The sequence below is a fragment of the Azospirillum lipoferum 4B genome (assembly GCF_000283655.1).
Taxonomy (GTDB): Bacteria; Pseudomonadota; Alphaproteobacteria; order Azospirillales; family Azospirillaceae; genus Azospirillum; species Azospirillum lipoferum_C.
The window spans coordinates 172932-192707 of record NC_016586.1; the positions used below are offsets into that span (position 1 = coordinate 172932).

Here is a 19776-nt window from a genome sequence, read left to right on the forward strand (position 1 = left end):
ACGCGCCGATACTCTCGGTCATGAGAACCGAACAACCTTCGAACCGGCTTTTTGCCATCACCGGCATCGCGGCCATCGGGCGCGCGTGGTCACTGCAATTCCGGATGCCGGAATTGCGAACGGATGCGGATGCGCTGCTCTTCTCGGCGAAGAGCTTCGCCGCGGCGATGCTGGCCTACTACATCGCGCTGCGTGCAGGAGTGCCGAAACCCTCTTGGGCTATCGTCACCGTCTACATCGTTTCGCAGAACTCGGCCGGCGCGTCGCTCAGTCGCGGCGTCTATCGATTCGTGGGGACGATTGTCGGTGCCGTGGCGACCGTGGCTATCATCCCCTGCTTCGTGAACGATCCGATTGTCTGCAGTGTGGTTCTCGCCGGCTGGATCGGCCTGTGCCTCTACCTCTCGCTGCTGGACCGCACCGCGCGAGCCTATGCCTTCGTTCTGTCCGGCTACACCGCCAGCCTGATCGGCTTCCCCGGCGTGTTCGATCCCGCCGCCATCTTCGATACGGCGTCGGTGCGGGTCCAGGAGATCTCCATCGGCATCCTCTGCGCGGTCCTGGTCCATCGCTTCGTCCTGCCCAAGCGCATGACCGGCCAGTTCACCGCCAAGCTGTCGGCAACGTTGCGGGACGCCCGCCGGCTGGCGGAAGACGCGCTCCGCGGAAGCTCCGGGCAGGCGATCCGCCGCGACCGCGACTGGCTCGCGGGGGATCTTCTCGCCCTGCAAGGGCTGGCCGCCCACCTGCCATACGACCCGGTCCCGGTAAAGCCGAACCGCCAAACGCTGCAACTGATCCATGACCGGCTTGCGCAACTGCTTCCACTCGCGACGGAAGTCGAGGACCGCATCCATGCCCTTCGCACCGGAGACCACCGCCTGCCTGACGATTTGACAGGGCTGCTGGATGGAGCAGGGCATTGGGTCGCCGCCGCCGATGCGGCCGATCGGGACGCTGTTGCGATCCGGCTGATCGACCGGGCGAAGACGGTGCGGACACGCATGGCCGCGGAGGCCATGACGGTCGGCGACAGGCTTGCGGCCAACCTCGCCGGACACCTCGCCGAGATGATCGGCCTGCTTCACGAGTGCGACCGGCTTGAACGGATCATCGTACGGAGGGGCGCACGGACCGGCACACGGACCGCCATAGCCGCCGCCCGGCCGCCGGACGCCGCATTGCACCTCCGTTCCAGGCGTGCGACAGGCTATGTCTATCACCGTGACCCCTGGATGGCGGCGCGGTCCGCGCTGGGTGCGGTCGCCGGCATCGTCATCGGCTGTGCCTTCTGGATCTGGTCGGCCTGGCCGGAGGGCGGACTGGCGGTGTCGATCCTGGGCGTCTGCTGTGCCCTGTTCGGCAATGTCGACACGCCGGCGCCGAATGTCGTCAAATACATGGTCGGCTCGGTCGCCGGGGTGGCGATCAGCCTTGTCTACAGCTTCGTCATCCTACCCCGCGTGACGGATTTTGCCGGCCTCGCCGCTGTGCTCGCACCGGCCTTCCTGATTGCTGGTTCCCTGCAGGCGCGGCCGCCGACGACATACATGGCGCTCGGCATCACCCTGACGATCCCGATCCTGTCGGGGCTGGGCGCCACCTATGCCGGCGATTTCGCCGGGTGGCTCAACAGCGTCATCGCGCTGTTTGCCGCGACGGGATTCGCGGTGGTGAGCATGGGTCTGTTCCAGACCATTCCGGCCGATGCGGCAATCGGCCGGCTGCTTCGACTGAACCGGCGGGATGTGAGGCGGCGGGCCCTGGGTGGCGGTTCCGACGAAGCGCTCTGGACAAGCCTCATGATCGACCGGACGGCGCTGCTGCTGCCGAGGCTCCGGCTGTCCGGGAGATCCCACCCGGATGTTCTTGACGACACCCTGCACCATCTTCGTGTCGGTCACGCCGCCAGTCGGTTTTATCAGGCAATCCGGCATGTCGACGGCAATGACGGTGCCAACAATGACGGCAAGATCGGCTGTGACGGGTTGGAGCTTCTCACCGCGATTGCCCTGCGCTTCGGCCCCGGATATCGGGCGGGGCCTTCCGATGCCATCGCTCTGCACCGTCGCATCGAAGCGCTGATGTCACGGATCGCCGACAGCCCGATTGCAGACCGCGTTCTGTTGCTCGACCTGCTCATCGACCTCCGGTTCGCTCTCGGTCCGGGCGGCGGGGTGAGTTGGAAGAACGACCGATGATTCCCGATCTCGACATCGGGGGAGTCTTCCTCCCCGGCTTGCTGGTGCTCGCCCTGGCAGCCCTCGTCGGCACCGTTGCGGTGGTCCGCCTCTTCGCAGCCGCGGGACTCTTCCGGCTGACCGCCAGCCGGCCGCTCGTCGAACTCGCCACCTTCGCCCTTCTTTTCGGTCTGCTCCTGCAGGCTCTGCCATCCAGCGGAACATTCCAATGAAACCTGTGCTCTCCCTGCTCGGGCGCTACGCCCTGACTCTTTGCTTCGGCACGGTTGCCGCTCTCGTGGCACTGCAGGTATGGAATCGTCACGAGCAGACGCCGTGGACGCGCGATGCCCGGGTGAGCGCGGAGGTCGTCCAGATCGCACCGGAGGTCTCCGGGACCGTGGGCGCTGTCTCCGTCGCCGACAACCAGTATGTGCATCGTGGCGACATTCTCTATGTGATCGACCGCGAGCGTTTTTCGCTCGCGGTGGCGTCCGCGCAGGCCGAGGCCGAAGCCAGGCGCCAGGACATGCTTGTCCGCCAGGCGGCGGCGCGGCGGCGAAGCCAGCTCCGCGAGGTCGTTTCCCAGGAGGATCTGCAACAGACGGCCGGAGCCGCCGCCCAGTCGGCCGCAAGCTATGAAGGCGCGGTGGCGGCACTCGATCTTGCCAAGCTCAACCTCGCACGGGCGACGATCCGGGCGCCCATCGACGGGTATGTCACCAATCTGCGGCTGCGCCCCGGCGACTATGCCACGGCCGGCGTGACGAAGATCGCCATCCTCGATGCCAGCAGCTTCTGGATCACCAGCTATTTCGAGGAAACGAAGCTGCGGCGGATCCATGTCGGCAGCCCGGCGCAGATCATGCTGATGGGCTTCGATGAACCGCTTTCCGGCCATGTCGACAGCATCGGCCGGGGCATCGAGGACAGCAACGGAACGCCTGGTCATCGCGGCCTGCCGAATGTCGAGCCGACCTTCAGCTGGGTCCGCCTCGCCCAGCGCATACCGGTGCGCATCCATATCGACCGGGTGCCGCCCGGCGTCGAATTGGCGGCGGGCATGACGGCGACCGTCGCCATCGAATCCAAGACGGCTTCCGACGCGCTGTAACCGGCTACGGTAGAGCGCAGCATCCTTCACCGTCAAACATATGCGCCGTGCCAGAATACCTTCCACGGCTGCGCTATCTGGCAGTCTTCGGAAGAGCCCATTGAGGGGCACGCTCTAACCTCGGCCGGTATGCGGTGCGCGAAACTCGACCGCTTCATGGCCGTTGGAGAATTGCCGGGAACGAGTGCCGGGAAAAGCGACAAGAAGACCTTGCGCGCCCGCTCTGCCTCCGTCCAAACCTGTGGATCGGCCGCCACGTGAGGATGGATCGTTTATCCATGACGCTGCTCATGCCACTCAAGCGCGCGGCGTGGGCCCGGCTGTGACCGTCCAGCATGGCGGCGGTCGCCAGAAGGCGCACCGCCACCCGCTCCGCCGGGCAGGAAAGGTCAGGGCTTCGCCTGAGACTGGCCGACAGTCGGCGGGGCCTTGGGCGAAGGCGGGGAGTCCAGCGGTAGGGACCTTTCCGGCGGCGTATGCGCCGGCCGATCCGTTCCGCCGGGCGGAGCGGAGACAACGCTGGCGAGGATGGCGGCGGCGAGGAGTGCCGCGGCCAAGCAGGTGAGGAGCAGATCCCAGGGGCGCCAGTCGAGCGGCGGCGGCACGCGGCGGAATGTAGCAGCCGTCTGCCGTGGCGCCGCAGAATGCGCCGGCCGCCGGTCCCGCATCCAGGCGACGATGTCGGTGGGCGGACGCTCCCCGCTCATGCCGGCGCCCCCGCCACCGAAGGGACCGCCTTCCTTCGCCAGCCGGCGGCCAGGGCCGCCAGCCAGAGGGCGGCCAAGCCGTTTACCGAAAGCGCGATGAGGCCCGGATAAGCGAAGCCGATGCCTGTCGCCTCCGCCAGGGATGCCGCCGATGGCCCGCTGCCGAAGAAAAGGACCAGCGGATCATCCAGTATCCCGCGCTTGTCGAGGGTGATCAGGAGGAAGGCCGTGGAGCCGAGAGCCACGCCCAATACGGTCCTCACCCCAGCGGATCCATAGCGGAGTCCGGCCAGCGCGGCCATGCCGAATCCCGGCATCAGCAGCATCGTCCTGGTACCGGCAGAGACGGCCTGGCCCGCGGCGCCCAGCGGCAGCACGAGGTTGGGGAGCAGGAACAGCGCGACCATCATCGTCGGAAATCCCCAGCTCCCGTGCAATTCCGCCGGCCCGGCGTCGAGCGCGTCGCGGATCGCCCGCCCGCACAGCAGTCCGGCCACCGCCGCCACGCCCCAGGCCGGCGTCAGAGGAAGCCACAACAGGGACATCTGCAGCCAGGGAAGTTCCGCCGTCGGACCGACCGGCACCGCCAACGCCGCCACCGACGCCACCACCGACAGGGCCACGCCCACCCCGACGACCCGTAACGGTACGACCAGGGGCAAGGCTGAGAAACCCACCAGCCCGAAGAGAAACACCGCCAGCGGTCCGGGGCTCCAGCCCAGTGACAGGAACGGCCCCAGGCTGACCGTAACGCCCAATCCCATCGGTAGCAGCAGAAAGGCCCAAGCCCGCCATGAAAGGCTATCGGCCGTCCGGCAGGAATTCCGGAAGTCGGAATCGGCAACAAGACGCATGAGCAGGAAGGCGGTGACGAGCAGGCCGGGTTCGAACACGGAGGCAACAGGGCCAACCTGAGTATCGATCAGGAAAAATGGCACGGCCAAACCGATTGCGCGCGCCGCCTGTGACCAGGCATGAGTGCTTGCAATCCAAATTGACAGGCCTAGAACAAAATGGCTGAAATTCAACATGGACGAATCATCGATTTTAACCACAATCCCCAATAAAATGCTCAAGAAGCAAATCGATGGCAATTTATGATATTTGACACATGATGTAAGTGTTTTTGGATCTTGGCGCTCATGCAACTTCAACAATCTGCGCGTTGACGCTATAGCTATTATCGGAAAAATCCATATGATAGAAACCCCGAAAGCTATTCCTAGAATGAGCATATCATCTCTAGATATTTTCAAATTTATGGCGCCTGTATTTTTGGCAATAGAAATTGCGCTTGTCACAGTGATGTCTGAATTCATCAAATACATAACTGTATAAAAATGCGCAATCACAAGAAAAAATGTAATAATCATGCTCGTTGATATATATAAAAAAATGTGCTTTTTCGCCGTTTTATTCGGCATAAAAATGTACAAATAAAAATTGAATAACAAAACAACCGGCAACATGAGAAAGGTATCCAAATTGGCATTATAAAATTTGCCATATACAATTAAAAATGCCAAAAATAAGAGAGAAATTACATAACATCTTGACAATCTGCTCATAAAATCCCAAACATGTGAAGATATACTCTGTAGAGCTGTCTTTGCAGATAGAGAAAATACTATGACAAAAAAAGCAAAATAGCCAATTTGGATTAATTCTGAGCTAGCTCCGCTGTAGAGATGATTGATTGCCGAAGATGAATAAGACCACGACATCATTAAATTCAGAGAAATGGCAATCGGCAGCCCATACATGCCGCGCATTGGGAAAGGGCATCCGATCCCTATAATAAAAATATAAATCGCGGAAATTAAAATCGCTGCCAATCCAATAGCAGAAACTTCAGATATTGTACTTTTATCGCTATATGCATAAAGAATAACCGCAAGAAACGATCCCATTATGATAATAATAGGGACAATTAGGAGATTCAGTAGGAACGGATAGCGTTCGTCGATAAACCACCTGAGGAATCCAAAAAATCTTGCCGACCGCTCCGTGTTGCCGAAAAACAGCAAGGACGAAGAGGTCACCGCCGAGACGAAGATCGGACCACTGTCGCGATCATCGGCAAACAGGCCCAAGCATGCCAGCACACAGGACGCGATGACGCTCGACCATTGCGTCCAGACGATCCACCGCGGAGCAGTCCCCAGGACCCCCCGCAACGAGCTTGTCAGCATCGTCAGGAGGATGAGGCCAAGCACCCACGTCGTCGTCGCGGCCTCGGGCATCCGATCGACAAGTCCGGCGATTCCATCCACCAGAGCCCCGGGGTTCCATGCCAGAGCCGCGGAAGTCAACGAAACGGCGGCCAGCAGGCCTGCCTCACTCGGCGATAGGCGCGGGCGGGCTTCCGCAGGGATGCGATCCGGCATCGCCATCCCCAACTCCTCGACCGGCAAATCATTCAGGAAACGAAGCAGGATCGCTTCCTCCAGATCGGGGGCCTTGCCGCGGCGCACCAGCTCGTTGATGACGGCGCGTATGCCGGGATCGCGGCGCGGCACCACGGGGAAACGCAGCGTATCCCGCTCGCCCTCCGGTACCGGCTCCAGCAGTGCCGTCCAGGCGTCACGCACCGCGGCGGCCCGCTCCGGTTGAGTCTGCAAGTCCCGCACCAGTGCCAGCCGGAGCCAGTCCGGAAGCCTGCCCCGGCGCAGCCAGGGCAGGCGGCAGAGCGAGGCCAGGCGATCCTCGGTCAGCAACGACCGGCCGGCGCCGTCCCGCACGGCATTGCCGACCAGCAGAGTCAGCTTGGGATGCACGGCGGGAAAGACCGCCAGCGCGGCGAGATACTGCATCCCCTCTGCCCCCAGCGCCGCCCGCAGATCGGCGACCAGAGCAGCAATGTCGGCATCGGACGGCGCCCGATCGCTGGTCCAGTTGAACGGCGAACGGGCCAGACGGCGGTCGAGCGCCAGCGGTTCCGGCCCTGCCGGCGTGGCACGGTCGACCGGCAGGTCGCTGCGCACTTGCCCGGCCAGATCCCGCAACCCGGTCGGCGAAGCCTCCACCACCAGGAAGCCCTGCCGCATCAAGGCCCGCTCGCGCGGTCCCCAGGTGCCCTGCGGGGACGGGGTGACGATCGCCGTCACCTCCCATCGCCGCAGATGCTCCACCCACACGCGCTCCGTGCCGGTCGCGGGGTCCGCGAAATTGGCGGCGTCGGTCAGCAGCAGCAGGCGGTGGTCGCGGCAGGTCTCCCGCAGCGTCTCCAGGTCGGTCATCGCCTCCGCCCGGCCATCACGTTCGATGCGCCGGAGGATGCGCGGGTCGCCGCGATAATCGTAGCGGGTGACGTGGATCTGTTCGGCGGAAAGCCTGTCCACCAGCAGTTCCGCCAGCAGCGCCAGATGGTCGTCCTGGCGGACCCGGTCCACCAGCAGCAGATAGTCGGGCGTGACTGGCCTGTGCGCCTTGACGAGCCTGACGAAGCCGGCCCCCGCCACCGTCGCCCTGAGGCTGGCGCGGCCGTCCACCTCGTCGGACGCCACCATCCGGTGCCGGCGCAGGTCCCGGAGCGCGGTCCGCACCATGGCGGGCCGGAACAGCGGCTGATCGCGCACGCTGAGGGCCAGCGCCGCGCGCGGCGCGTCGCGCGGGGCCATCCCTCGCAAAACCGCCGTCCGGCGCCGGCGCCGCATCCACAGGTACGCGACCGCTGCGGCCAGCGGCAGGATCATCGCCCCTCCCTTGGCCAGCCGGACCTCCAGGTCGGTCAACAATCCCGACCACCAGGGGGGCAGGTCCGGCGTCGGCTGGGTTATCGCCTCCACGGCCGGCGCCGCAAGCTCGGCCCCTTGGAAGGAGGCCAGGAAGTAGGTGATGCCGCCAGCCAGCAGCAGGACGGCCAGAACGAGCCAAATCCACGGCCGCCGCCTGGTGGCGGGTGACGCCTGGCCGGCGTCGCAATCTTCCACCGGCGCCGTCAGCTCCACCGCCGGGGCGGGAGCCAACCGGGACCGCTCCAGCCGCGACCGCTCCATCCATTGGTCGAGAAGGTCTGGCAGGCGTTCGCGCTGATCGGGATTGCGGCAGAGAACCGGGCCGAACCAGCGGGCCGCCTCCCGCCCGTCAGCGGGGAAGATCTCTTGTTCGAGCAGGCGCTGCCGCAGTTCGGCCAGCCGCAGGTCGTCGCCGACGCCGAGCCGGAACCCCTCGCCGCGCAGGAACGCCGCGAGCGCGATCCCGTCCCCCAGTCCATCGGCCGGCCATTCCATCGACGGTTCTCCCAAGGTCAACGCGGCGCGGCGACGCCAAGCTCGATTTCCGCGCGCTCCAGATCCTCCTGGGTCTTGGCGAGCGCCCGCAGGCTGGCGCGCAGAATGGCGGGCTGCCCGGCCAGTCCGGCGACCGTTTCGCCGCCGGCCTCCAGGCGGCGGACCATCGTCTCCAGGACGTCGAGCCATGCCAGCAGTTCCGCCGTGCCGGGAGGCCGGCCCAGCCGGTCGCGGACGCGCGTGAACAGGGTCATCGCCTCGTTGAACAGCTCCCCGCGCTGTGCGAAAGGAGCAAGCCGCTTGACGACGATGGCACGCCGCCGCTCCGGTCCCGGCGCCGGGATATGATGATAGACGCAGCGGCGCAGGAACGGCTCCGGCAGGCTTTTCTCGGAGTTGCTGGTGATTACCACGATCGGGCGGTTGGATGGCTCTCCCTTGACCGTCACCCGCAGTTCGGGAATGTCGAAGCGCATCGCCTCGATCTCCAGCAGCAGGTCGTTGGGCGTGTCGCGCGGCGCCTTGTCCAACTCGTCGATCAGGACGACCCGGCGGCGGGGCGGCGGATAGTCCCGGGGAAAGAGATCGCCATGACGGGCGACACCGTCGTCGGCCCAGCCGTCGTCCGGACGTATCAGCTCGCGGTCCGGACCTGCCGAGAACAGGATAGCCTTCCCCAGGGCGTTGAGGGACAGGTAACCGGCTGTCGGTCGGCGGGTCCCGGTCTGGGAGTCGCGAAACCGGGCGAGATCGTCGAAGCCGTAAAGCAGATCCCGGCCGGTGGTGGTCGACTTGACCGATTGCAGCAGGGGCTCGTCCAGGCCCAGCTGGCGGGCCAGCCAAAAGGCGAGGCTGGTCTTTCCACAGCCGGGCTCCCCGGTCAGCAGCAGGGGCTGCCCCAGAAGCAGGGCGACGTTGACCGCCGCCGTCAGATCGGGATCCGGGTCGTAGCCGGCCGGATCCTTGTAGCGTTCGTGGAACGGCGCGGGAAGACGGACCGGGGCCGCCTGATCGGCACGGGGAACGAGCGTGACATCCTGTGCGGACGGACTTTCCAGGGTCATAGCGGGGACTCCAGCACCTCGGTCAGGTGGTCGCAGAAGGCGCGCATGCTGACTGCGCTGGTCAGCCGTCGCTCGATGCGCATTCGAAGGAAGTCGATCTGCTCCCGTCGGACCTGTCTGCATCGCGGCCGTATCCGGTCAAGCCAGTCTCGGACGTGGCCATGCTCGATCGGCGACAGCGGGTCGACCCAGGGCAGGCGGTTGCCGGTAACCGCCTCCTCCAGCACTTGTTGAAGCAAAGGGTCGGGGTCGACCGGGGGAGGCGGCCGCATGAAGGGAAGCGGCGGCTTACGCGCCGGCATCTGCTCCCCGGTGATGAGGCACAGAAGCAGCAGCACGGTGTTGCGGCCCGGTAGCGCCGCAAGTTCGCTCCACAGCCCGAGCCAGGACCGGAGCAACTCGCCGTGGCCCGGCCCCGCCCGCCCGGCGCTGATCCGTGTCCAGAACGCGCGCGGGGCGTCCGGCCGGTCCATCGCCTGGCGCAGGGATGCCGCGGTGGCCGCCTCCGGCGGAAGGCACAGCGCGTTCGTCAGGTCGCGGCAAAGCATGTTGCGGAATGCCGCGGCAGCGTCGATGACCGGCGCCTGGGGCCAATGGATCTCGATGATGGCGTCCCCCGGATCGGTGTCGCGGCCGAGAAAGCGCTGCATCTGGTCCTCGCGCGCCAGCCGTTCGATGACGCGGGCGTGGTCGTCGTCCGGCTCGCCAGGGATCAGGAACAGCCGCGGCCGGCCATCGGCGGAGCCATGATCGGTCACCGCGGTGACGATCATCTCGACCTGGGGGATGCGATCGACGAAGCACACGTTGTACGCGATGCTTTCGGTCAGCCCGGTGGGGAAGGACCCGTCTACCCGTTCCAGGATGGGAGGGGCCGCCCCGTGACTGCGAAGGCATTCCCGGAAGCCGGCATCGTCACAGAAGGAGGCGACTGAGGTGGCGGTCAGCACCCGACCGGCAAAGTTCGGCGGCACGGCTTCCACCACCGCGACGAGCGCATCCTCGACGAACAGGGCGGTTCCGGAGAAGCCTTTCCACCCGATCTCCTGATCGGGAGCGGCGTTGAGCACGTCCGCATTGAACAGGCCATCCTTGCTGACCCAGGACAAGGCGGCCTGGATCAGCCGGTCCGCATTTCCGTCCTGCCGCCGCTGCGCATCGGGAAAGCCGATGCCGTAGCAGCGGTCGGCCCGGTCGTTCAGATCGACCTTGCCGAACCGGACCGGAGCACGCGGAAGACCTGCCACCGGCTCGTCGACCGCCACCAGGGCAACGTCGTGCGATGGCGAAACCCAGACGACCCGGGCCGCCAGCAGCTTCGGACCGGTGCCTCCGTTCGCCGGCGCCGTGCCGAGGACGGCGATCTCGCAGGCGGCGCCACTGAGCTTCGCGACGTGTCGCGCAGTCAGCACCAGCCGGTCCGTGATCAGATAGCCGCTGCCATAGCCGTAGCCGTCGTTCTCTTCCTCGACATAGACTTCGACAACCCTTTCACGCTCCATGGCCGAGCTCCCGCACCGTCAGGAACGGTTCAGTCGCCCGCACGCGGACGCTTGATGGTCGTGCCGACCAGCAGCTTGCCCGTCTCGACCGTCCCGCCGGGGGAACGGGGGGTCAGAACCAGCTTCAGCCGCTGAACCTGCTGGTCGCTGACCTTGCCTCCCAGGTTCACTTCGGCCCCCTGGCCGAACAACTTGAAGCCGATCTTGCCGCCCCCGGACCCCTCCCGACTGACGATCGCGTTGAACTCCAGCTCCACCGGGCCGAGTTCAAAGCGCAGGTCCTTCTCCTCGCCTTCCTTCACGGCTTCCATCAACTCGGTGCGTAATGCGCGGATTGCATCCGCCAGAGGGATGAGTGCGTCCGACATGCTTCCTCTCAGAACATATATGACCTATGTATTCCTACTTATAGGAGATGATCAATCGAAAGCCACAGCAAAATATACCGTTATGCCATTCTGAACACTTTTTAATTGCTGGTGGTTGCGGCGAGAGAACCGGCAGAGTCGGGAAGTGGGTCCGCCGCCGACCGAGCCCGGCGGCGAAGAGCGGGAGGGCATGTGTGGATGGCCTCTCCGGCGTAAGTGGGAATTCCGCGTTGACTGGCCGAGAAGGATGCATCCCTTTGTCCGGCCTGTTGTCGCAGCCGCTGGCTGCTGGCGTTGATGAATTCCGCGGATCGACGCCCAAATCACCTCATCGGCGCCATCCTCTTGGAGCAGAATGACGGATGGGCCGTTTCACACTGTCCGTCGACCGCTCATATAGTTCTATATAGAACTTGTTGACCGGAGCATCCATCTGAGACAGGATGGCTGCGGGAGGACATCGATGCCACAGCATGACTTCGCCTCGGCGCCATCGCCGGACCGGCGGCTGCCGGCCTATCTGCAACTGCGCGACGCACTGGCCACCCGCGTGGCGCGCGGGGAATGGGGACCCGACACCGCGCTGCCGTCGGAGAACCAGCTGACGGCCGAAACCGGTCTTTCGGTCGGCACCGTGCGCAAGGCGATCCAGACGCTGGTCGACGAAGGGCTGCTCGAGCGGCGCCAGGGATCCGGAACCTATCTGCGCAAGCGCGCCTTCAACGCGTCGCTGTTCCGTTTCTTCGCGGTGCAGTCGGCCGATGGCGGGGCGACGATCCCGTCGAGCCGCATCATCGCGCGCAAGGCCGCCACCGCCCCGGCCGCCGTCGCCGAAATTCTCGGCACGCCGGACTGCATCCGCCTCGACCGCCTGCGCGGCCAATCCGACGCCCTGCTGCTGTCGGAGGAAATCTGGCTGCCGCGCGCCCGTTTCGACGGCATCGCGGAACTGGAGGAGTCCCAGTTCGGGCCGTTGCTCTATCCGCTTTATCACGAACGCTTCAACGTCTTCATCGCCAGCGCCGTCGACGACGTCAGCTTCGCGCCGGCCTCCGCCGCGGTCGCGGCCCGGCTCGGCCTTGCCGAGGGCGCGCCCACTGCGGTGATCGAACGCACCGCCTACACCGCGGACGGCATCGCGGTCGAATGGCGCATCGCCCATGGCCCCGCCGAACGCTTCCGCTACCGCAGCCGCCTGAGCTGACGCGCGGCGCCGGACCCGGCGTCCGGCACCGGCCCTCCTGTCCGGCCCTTCCCATCACCTCCACCTTCGGGGCGGGGGCCGCCTTTTCCTTGTCTGTACGGATCGACGGATGACTGCACATCCCCTTATCGGGGGCATCGATACCCATGCCCACATCTTCCGCCCGGACCTGCCGATGGCCGCCGGCCGGCGCTACAGCCCAGCCCATGCGGCGGAGCTTTCGGACTGGTTCGCGCTGCAGGACAAAGCGGGGTTCAGCCATGGCGTGCTGATCCAGCCCAGCTTCCTCGGCACCGACAACAGCTTCATCGAAGCCGCGCTGTGCGCCCATCCGGAGCGGCTGCGTGCCGTCGCCGTCGTCGATCCCGGCGTGACGGAGGAGGAACTGGATAGGCTCGGTGCCCTCGGTTTCGTCGGTGCGCGCCTGAATCTCGTCGGGCGCGAGGTCGAGGATTACGCGGCCCCACCCTGGCCGGAGTTCTTCCGCCGCCTCGCAGCCCGCCGCTGGCAGGTCGAGATCCAGCGCCGGTTCGACGACCTCGCCGATCTGGTCCCCGCCATCGCCGACACCGGCGTGACCGTGGTGATCGACCATTTCGGCCTGCCGCAGGGCGGGATCGATCCGGGAAACCGTTCCCACCGCGCCTTCCTGGACCAGCTGCGCCGGATGCCGGACGTCTGGGTCAAGCTGTCCGCTCCCTACCGCGCCGGCCTGACGCCGGACCTCGCCGCACGGAGTTTCGAGCTGCTGCGCGAGGCCTGCGGCGGCTCCAACCGTTTCGTCTGGGGCAGCGACTGGCCGCACACCCAGCACGAGGCGGAGACCGGCTATGCCGCCCAGCTGGCCCGTCTGCATGACCTGATCCCCGACCCGGACGAGCGAGCGCGGATCCTGGTCCGGAATCCGGCGACGCTATTCCAATTCGCCTGAAATTCAAGAATCGGAGGAAACCCGTGAGCCTTGTCGTCGTCCTGGCGATCGCCCTCGCCGTCGTGTTGGGCTATGTCACCAAGATCAACATCGGCCTGTTTGCGATTGCTTTCGCCTATGTGCTCGGCTGTTTCGGGCTGGGCATGAAGCCGGGGGCGCTGATCGATCTGTGGCCGCTGAAGATCTTCTTCGTCATCTTCTCGGTCTGCCTGTTCTACAGCTTCGCTCTGGTCAACGGCACGCTGGAGAAGCTGGCCGGGCACATGCTGTACCGGTGCCGGAACGTGCCATGGGTTCTGCCCTACGCCATCCTGCTGACCGCGACGCTGATTGCTGCGATGGGGGCCGGCTATTACACCGTTCTCGCCTTCATGGCGCCGCTGACACTGATCCTGTGCCGGCGGACCGGGCTGGACATGGTGCTGGGGGCGATGGGGGCGAATTACGGGGCATTGGCGGGCGCCAACTTCATGTCCAGCCAGAGCGGCATCATCTTCCGCGGCCTGATGACCGCGAACGGCACCAGCGACGCCGACGCCTTCCTCTACAGCGGGGTCATCTTTGCCGCGACGCTGGTCATCCCGTTCTTCGTCATCACGGCAATGCTCTTCCTCTTCGGCAACCACCGCAACCTGAACGCCGCCGTGGCCGACACCGACCGGCCGGAGCCGCTCGACGGCCGGCAGCGGACGACGCTTGCGCTGACGCTGGCGATGATGGCGCTGGTCCTTCTCGGCCCGGTGCTCCAGCTCGCGATGCCCGGAAACCCCACGGTCGGCTATCTGAACTCGAAGATCGACATCGGCCTGATCGCCGGCGTCTTCTCCGTCATCGCGCTGCTGCTGAAGCTCGGGGACGAGCGCAAGGCCATCGCCTCGGTTCCCTGGTCGACCCTCATCATGATCTGCGGCATGGGCATGCTGATCTCCGTCGCGATCAAGGCGGGGACCATCGCCGCGCTGGCGGCCTGGCTCGGCAGCAGCATTCCGGCCCTGCTCCTGCCGGTGGTGTTCGGCATCGTCGCCGCCGCCATGTCGCTGTTCTCCAGCACGCTGGGGGTGGTGACGCCGACGCTGTTCCCGCTGGTGCCGGAGCTGGCAAGCGGCCTGTCGATCAGCCCGGTCCTGTTGTTCACGGCCATCGTCGTCGGTTCGCAGGCCACCTCGATCTCGCCCTTCTCGTCCGGCGGCAGCCTGATCCTCGGCTCGGCGCTGGAGGAAAAGGCCCGCAACACCCTGTTCACCCGCCTGCTGTTCCGCGCCGCGCCCATGGGCATCGTCGCAGCGGTGCTGATGAACGTCCTGCTCACCTTCACGCTCTGAGAGTCAGTTCGCAGAGATTGAACCGGCCCGTGCTTTCCCGACAGGGAAGCCCCGACGCGTCGGACTGTATGTGAGGTCAGTGCTCCACACGTGGCTGGGCCGCTCGATGGCGAGGGCGAGCAGCAGGTTGATCTTACCCCGGTTCGGTGGGGCAGGTTCGCATCGGCCCGGTCGGGTTTTCACCCGCCCGGAGTCACCAAAGCTTAACGGGAGTGAACGGGCGCTTGGGCGTAGAGAGGCTTTCTGTACCGGGGCGGCGAACACGGCCGCTCCGGGACGCCTCCAGACACCGCCGATCCGACCACGGGAGCTTCCTGATGATCCGCCGCACCACTCTGCTTGGGACTTGTGCGCTTGCGCTGCTGGCCGCCGTTGCGTCCGCCACCGGGGCCGGGGCAGCCACCCGCCTGACCGTCTACACCGCGCTGGAGAACGAACAGCTCACCCCCTACAGGAAGGCGTTCGAAGCCGACAATCCCGGCATCGAAATCGACTGGGTGCGCGATTCCACCGGCGTCGTCACTGCCAAGCTGTTGGCCGAAAAGGACAATCCGAAGGCCGACGTGGTGTGGGGCCTCGCCGCCTCCAGCCTGATGATCCTGGACGCCCAGGGCATGCTGATGCCCTACCAGCCCAAGGGCGCCGAGGATCTCAAGGCCAGCTTCCGCGATGCCAAGACCCCGCCGGCCTGGGTCGGCATGGATGCCTGGATGGCCGCCATCTGCTTCAACACGGTCGAGGCGGAGAAGAAGAAGCTGCCGAAGCCGACCTCCTGGGCCGACCTGCTGAAGCCGGAATACAAGGGCCAGATCGTCATGCCGAACCCGGCCTCCTCGGGCACCGGCTTCCTCGCCGTGTCGGGCTGGCTGCAGACCATGGGGGCGGAGAAGGGCTGGTCCTATATGGACAAGCTGAACGACAACGTCGCCATCTACACCCATTCGGGCTCCAAGCCCTGCAAGATGGCGGCGGCCGGCGAATACCCCATCGGCATCTCCATCGAATACACCGGCGCCCAGCAGAAGACCAAGGGCGCGCCCATCGACGTGATCCTGGCCTCCGAAGGCGTGGGCTGGGAGATGGAGGCGACGGCCATCGTCAAGGGCACCCAAAAGGCCGAGGCCGCGAAGGCGCTCGCCGACTGGGCGGCCAGCCGCAAGGCGAACGAGCAGTATGTGAACTTCTATCAGGTCACGGCGCATCCGGGCGTGACCAAGGAGACGCCGAACTATCCGAAGAACGCGGAAGCGGCGATGAACAAGACCAACGATTTCGTCTGGGCCGCCGCCAACCGCGACCGCATCCTGGCGGATTGGGAAAAGCGTTACGGCGCCAAGTCCGAGCCGAAGAGCTGACGCCGGCAAAAAGCCGAGCCGAGCCGTATCGAGCCGGCGGGCGGGTGCCATGCGCGCCCGCCCGTCCCTGCCGTTTCCCGCCGGGACACACTGCCAATGATCGCCGCGCCCCATCTCCGCCTGGAGTCCATCGTCAAGACCTTCGGCACCTTCACCGCGCTGAAGGGCGTATCGCTCGACATCCGGCGCGGCGAGTTCGTTTGTTTCCTCGGCCCGTCCGGCTGCGGCAAGACCACGCTGCTGCGGGTGATCGCCGGCCTCGACCCGCAGAGCGGCGGGACGGTGTGGCTGGGCGACCGCGACGTGTCGCGATTGCCGCCATCGGCGCGCGATTACGGCATCGTCTTCCAATCCTACGCGCTGTTCCCGAACCTGACCGTGCACAGGAACGTCGCCTATGGCCTGAAGCTGGGCCGGGCCGCCGAACGGGCGCGGGTGGAGGAGCTGCTGGCGCTGGTCGGCCTGCCCGATGCCGGCGCCAAATATCCGGGCCAGCTTTCCGGCGGGCAGCAGCAGCGGGTGGCGCTGGCCCGCGCGCTGGCACCTTCCCCCGGCCTGCTTCTGCTGGACGAGCCGTTGTCGGCGCTCGACGCACGGGTGCGGCTGCATCTGCGCCGCCAGATCCGCGACCTGCACCGCCGGCTGGGCATCACCACCATCATGGTCACCCACGACCAGGAGGAGGCGCTGACCATGGCCGACCGCATCGTGGTGATGAACAACGGCGTGATCGAACAGGTCGGCACGCCCAACGAGGTCTATCATCGGCCGGCCAGCCCCTTCGTCGCCGATTTCGTCGGCGCGATGAACTTCCTGTCCGGCGTGCTGGAGGCACCGGGCCGGGTGCGGCTTGGCGAGCATGGCTTCGACTGCGACGGCGACCATCTGTCCGCGGCGGCCCCCGGCGCCGCCGTGACCGTCTGCCTGCGGCCGGAGGATGTGCAGGTGCGCGCGGCCGGCGGCGCCAACACGCTCGACGCGGTGATCGAAAGCCTGGAATTCCTCGGCCCCTTCCACCGCGCCCGGCTGGCCGCCGACGGGCTGGGCGACGCCCGCGTCACCGCCGATTTGTCGGCCAATCTGGTGCGCGACCTGTCGCTGGACCCCGGCCGCCGCTTGGCGGTGACCCTGCCGCGCGAGCGGCTGCGCGTGTTCGAGGCCGCGCGATGAGCGCGCTGCGGGCAAATGTGCCGAAATCCTCCTTCTTTGCCGCCCGGCAGACCGGCCGGCCGGTGGAGCGGGGCGAGCGCTGGCTGTTCGGGCTGGGGATGGGCGGGATCGCGCTGTTCCTGGCTCTGTTCGTCCTGCTGCCGCTGTGCGCGCTGTTCCTGCGCAGCGTCTATGATCGCGACGGCGCCTTCGTCGGGCTCGCCAATTTCGCGGCCTTCCTGGAGACGCCGACGCTGGTGCGGTCGGTGGTCAACAGCCTGACCCTGTCGCTGCTGACCACCGCGATCACGGTGCCGCTGGCCTTCCTCTATGCCTTCTGCCTGACCCGCACCGCCATGGCGGGCAAAGGGGTGTTCCGGCTGCTGGCGCAGATCCCGCTGCTGGCGCCATCGCTGCTGCCGGCCATCGCGCTGGTCTATCTGTTCGGAAACAAGGGCATCCTGCGCGGCCTGCTGATGGGCGAGAGCATCTACGGCCCCATCGGCATCGTGATGGGCGAGGTCTTCTACGCCTTCCCGCATGCGGTGATGATCCTGACCGTGGCGCTGTCGACCTCCGACGCCCGCCTGTACGAGGCGGCGGAGGCGCTGGGGGCCGGCACCTGGAAGCGCTTCGTTACCATCACCCTGCCCGGCGTGCGCTATGGCCTGATCTCCGCAATCTTCGTGGTGTTCACGCTGGTGGTCACAGATTTCGGCGTGCCCAAGGTGATCGGCGGCTCCACCAACATGCTGGCGACCGACGTCTACAAGCAGGTGGTCGGCCTGCAGAATTTCGGCATGGGCGCGGTGGTCGGCATCGTCCTGCTTCTGCCGGCGGTGCTGGCCTTCGTCGCCGACTGGTTCGGCCAGCGCCGGCAGATGGCGCTGCTGTCCGCCCGCTCCGTGCCGTTCCAGCCGCGGCTGAACCCGGTCGGCGACCGGCTGGCCTTCCTGTTCTGCGCACTGGTCGGCGGCCTGATGCTGGGGATGCTGGGCGTGGCGGGCTTCGCCTCCATCGTCACCTTCTGGCCCTACAATCTGACGCCGACGCTGGCGAACTACGATTTCGCCCAGTTCGATTCGGCGGGCTGGAGCAGCTACGCCAACAGCCTGATCCTGGCCTTCTGGACCGCGCTGGCCGGCACCGCCATCGTCTTCACCGGCGCCTGGCTGGTGGAACGGGCGCCGGGACGGGCGGCGATGAAGGGGATTGTGCGGCTGATGGCGATCCTGCCGCTGGCGGTTCCGGGCATGGTGCTCGGCCTCGCCTATATCTTCTTCTTCAACGCGCCGTGGAACCCGCTGGGCTGGCTCTATCACGGCATGGCGATCCTGGTCCTGTCGACGGTGGCGCATTTCTACACCGTCAGCCACCTGACCGCCGTCACCGCCCTGAAGCAGCTGGATGCCGAATTCGAAGCGGTGTCGGCCAGCCTGAAGGTGCCGGTCTGGTCCACCTTCCTACGGGTGACGGTGCCCCTGTGCCTGCCGGCCATCCTCGACATCGCCATCTATTTTTTCGTCAACGCCATGACCACGGTGTCGGCGGTCGTCTTCCTCTATGCGCCGGAAACCAAGCCGGCGTCGGTCGCCGTGCTGAACATGGACGATGCCGGCGAGGTGGCAGGGGCCGCCGCCATGGCGATGATGATCGTCCTCACCTCCGCCGCGGTGCGGGTGCTGCATGCCCTGCTGTCCTGGGCGCTGCAGCGGCGGACGCAGGCATGGCGGCGGCGCTGAGGCCGGAGGAGTTGAGCGCGGACAGGGGGCCCCCGGCCTCGGCCGCCACCTCCCGCGCCAGATCGAGGAAAGCCCGCACCACCGCCAGCCGGCGGCGTTCGCGCAGGCAGACCACATATTCGTCCATCTCGATCTCGGCCCCGGCAATGGGCAGCAGCACCAGCCGCCCGTCGCCGGTGAACTCGGCGGCGGAGGTGAAGCCGATGCCCAGCCCCGCCGCCACCGCCTCCACCACCGCTTCGCGGCCTTGAATCTCGATGATCGCGGCGGGCGTGACCTCCGCCGCTGACAGCGCGCGTTCGACCAGCCGGCGGGTCATCGATCCCGGTTCCCGCAGCACCAGCCGTTCCGCCGCCAGATCGGTCAGCGACACCGCCCGGCGCCGCGCCAGCGGATGCGCCTTCGGCAGCAGCGCCCGCACCGGATCGCGCCGCAGCGGCAGCACATAGAGCCGCGAGTCCCCCGGCACGTCGGCCAGCACCGCCACGTCGATGCGCGTCTCCATCAATCCTTCCAGCATGGTCCGCGAGTTGCCGACGGCCAGCGTCACCGTCGGTCCCGGATGGGCACGGGTGAAGCGGGCGATCAGCGGCACCGCATGGAACGGCCCGTCCGCCCCGACCGCCAGCGTGCCGCCCTTCAGATGCCGGACCCCGGCCAGCAGCTCCATCGCCTCCTGCTCGGCGGCGAACAGGCGGCGGGTCACGGCGAACAGCGCCGTGCCGACCTCCGTCAGCGCCACCTGACGGTTGGAGCGGTCGAACAGGGTGACGCCATAGGTCTCCTCCAGCGCCTTCACCTCCTGCGAGCAGGTCGGCTGCGTCACGTTCAGCAGGCGGGCCGCCTTGGTGAATCCCCCCTCCGTCGCCACCGCGTGGAAGGCGCGCAGCTGGGCGAAGTTCATTG

Annotated in this window: 15 protein-coding genes; 9 read left to right on the top strand and 6 right to left on the bottom strand. The window is 66.3% G+C overall.

The window, feature by feature from the left end; all coding sequences use genetic code 11:
• Positions 1 to 20: 20 nt before the first annotated feature.
• From AZOLI_RS19120 to AZOLI_RS19130, 3 genes are read left to right on the top strand one after another with little or no spacing between them, the layout of a single operon-like run.
• Positions 21 to 2201 carry an FUSC family protein gene (locus AZOLI_RS19120; protein ID WP_014188774.1) on the top strand — a complete coding sequence of 727 codons (2181 nt, stop codon included), beginning with the start codon at positions 21 to 23 and terminating at the stop codon, positions 2199 to 2201.
• Positions 2198 to 2413 (top strand): DUF1656 domain-containing protein, encoded by a 216-nt coding sequence (locus AZOLI_RS19125; RefSeq protein WP_014188775.1) that lies wholly within the window; start codon positions 2198 to 2200, stop codon positions 2411 to 2413. The genes AZOLI_RS19120 and AZOLI_RS19125 overlap by 4 nt, the downstream gene beginning before the upstream one ends.
• Positions 2410 to 3294, top strand: coding sequence for an efflux RND transporter periplasmic adaptor subunit (locus AZOLI_RS19130; protein WP_014188776.1), 885 nt, complete (start codon positions 2410 to 2412; stop codon positions 3292 to 3294). The genes AZOLI_RS19125 and AZOLI_RS19130 overlap by 4 nt, the downstream gene beginning before the upstream one ends.
• 389 nt (positions 3295 to 3683) lie before the next feature.
• Here AZOLI_RS19130 and AZOLI_RS32635 read toward each other — a convergent pair whose 3' ends face one another.
• The 5 genes from AZOLI_RS32635 to AZOLI_RS19150 are packed head-to-tail and all read right to left on the bottom strand — an operon-like array spanning position 3684 to position 11167.
• On the bottom strand, positions 3684 to 4001 hold the full coding sequence (locus tag AZOLI_RS32635) for a hypothetical protein (protein ID WP_162488305.1): 318 nt from the start codon (positions 3999 to 4001) through the stop codon (positions 3684 to 3686).
• Entirely contained in the window at positions 3998 to 8233 is a 4236-nt protein-coding gene (locus tag AZOLI_RS19135; RefSeq protein ID WP_014188777.1) for an O-antigen polymerase, read from the bottom strand. The genes AZOLI_RS32635 and AZOLI_RS19135 overlap by 4 nt, the downstream gene beginning before the upstream one ends.
• A 17-nt stretch (positions 8234 to 8250) precedes the next feature.
• Positions 8251 to 9297: an AAA family ATPase gene (locus AZOLI_RS19140; RefSeq protein ID WP_014188778.1), complete on the bottom strand. Its 1047-nt coding sequence runs from the start codon at positions 9295 to 9297 to the stop codon at positions 8251 to 8253.
• A complete protein-coding gene (locus AZOLI_RS19145; protein ID WP_014188779.1) occupies positions 9294 to 10799 on the bottom strand; it encodes a S1 family peptidase in 1506 nt (501 codons plus the stop codon). The genes AZOLI_RS19140 and AZOLI_RS19145 overlap by 4 nt, the downstream gene beginning before the upstream one ends.
• A 29-nt stretch (positions 10800 to 10828) precedes the next feature.
• Positions 10829 to 11167, bottom strand: coding sequence for a trypco2 family protein (locus AZOLI_RS19150; protein ID WP_014188780.1), 339 nt, complete (start codon positions 11165 to 11167; stop codon positions 10829 to 10831).
• Between the two features lie 463 nt (positions 11168 to 11630).
• Here AZOLI_RS19150 and AZOLI_RS19155 point away from each other — a divergent pair, with 463 nt between their 5' ends.
• The 6 genes from AZOLI_RS19155 (at position 11631) to AZOLI_RS19180 (ending at position 18870) form a co-directional block, all read left to right on the top strand.
• A complete protein-coding gene (locus tag AZOLI_RS19155; RefSeq protein ID WP_014188781.1) occupies positions 11631 to 12371 on the top strand; it encodes a GntR family transcriptional regulator in 741 nt (246 codons plus the stop codon).
• A 109-nt stretch (positions 12372 to 12480) separates the two neighbouring features.
• Positions 12481 to 13302 (top strand): amidohydrolase family protein, encoded by an 822-nt coding sequence (locus tag AZOLI_RS19160; RefSeq protein ID WP_014188782.1) that lies wholly within the window; start codon positions 12481 to 12483, stop codon positions 13300 to 13302.
• A 23-nt stretch (positions 13303 to 13325) separates the two neighbouring features.
• Positions 13326 to 14624, top strand: coding sequence for an SLC13 family permease (locus tag AZOLI_RS19165; RefSeq protein ID WP_014188783.1), 1299 nt, complete (start codon positions 13326 to 13328; stop codon positions 14622 to 14624).
• Between the two features lie 317 nt (positions 14625 to 14941).
• Entirely contained in the window at positions 14942 to 15979 is a 1038-nt protein-coding gene (locus AZOLI_RS19170) for a putative 2-aminoethylphosphonate ABC transporter substrate-binding protein (RefSeq protein WP_014188784.1), read from the top strand.
• 96 nt (positions 15980 to 16075) lie between these two features.
• Positions 16076 to 17149 carry a putative 2-aminoethylphosphonate ABC transporter ATP-binding protein gene (locus AZOLI_RS19175; protein ID WP_014188785.1) on the top strand — a complete coding sequence of 358 codons (1074 nt, stop codon included), beginning with the start codon at positions 16076 to 16078 and terminating at the stop codon, positions 17147 to 17149.
• On the top strand, positions 17146 to 18870 hold the full coding sequence (locus AZOLI_RS19180) for a putative 2-aminoethylphosphonate ABC transporter permease subunit (RefSeq protein ID WP_014188786.1): 1725 nt from the start codon (positions 17146 to 17148) through the stop codon (positions 18868 to 18870). Before AZOLI_RS19175 ends, AZOLI_RS19180 begins: the two co-directional genes overlap by 4 nt.
• On the opposite strand, the gene AZOLI_RS19185 is transcribed toward AZOLI_RS19180, so the two are convergent.
• Positions 18788 to 19774, bottom strand: coding sequence for a LysR substrate-binding domain-containing protein (locus AZOLI_RS19185; RefSeq protein WP_014188787.1), 987 nt, complete (start codon positions 19772 to 19774; stop codon positions 18788 to 18790). The two genes, AZOLI_RS19180 and AZOLI_RS19185, sit on opposite strands and share 83 nt — an antisense overlap.
• Between the last annotated feature and the right edge of the window lie 2 nt (positions 19775 to 19776).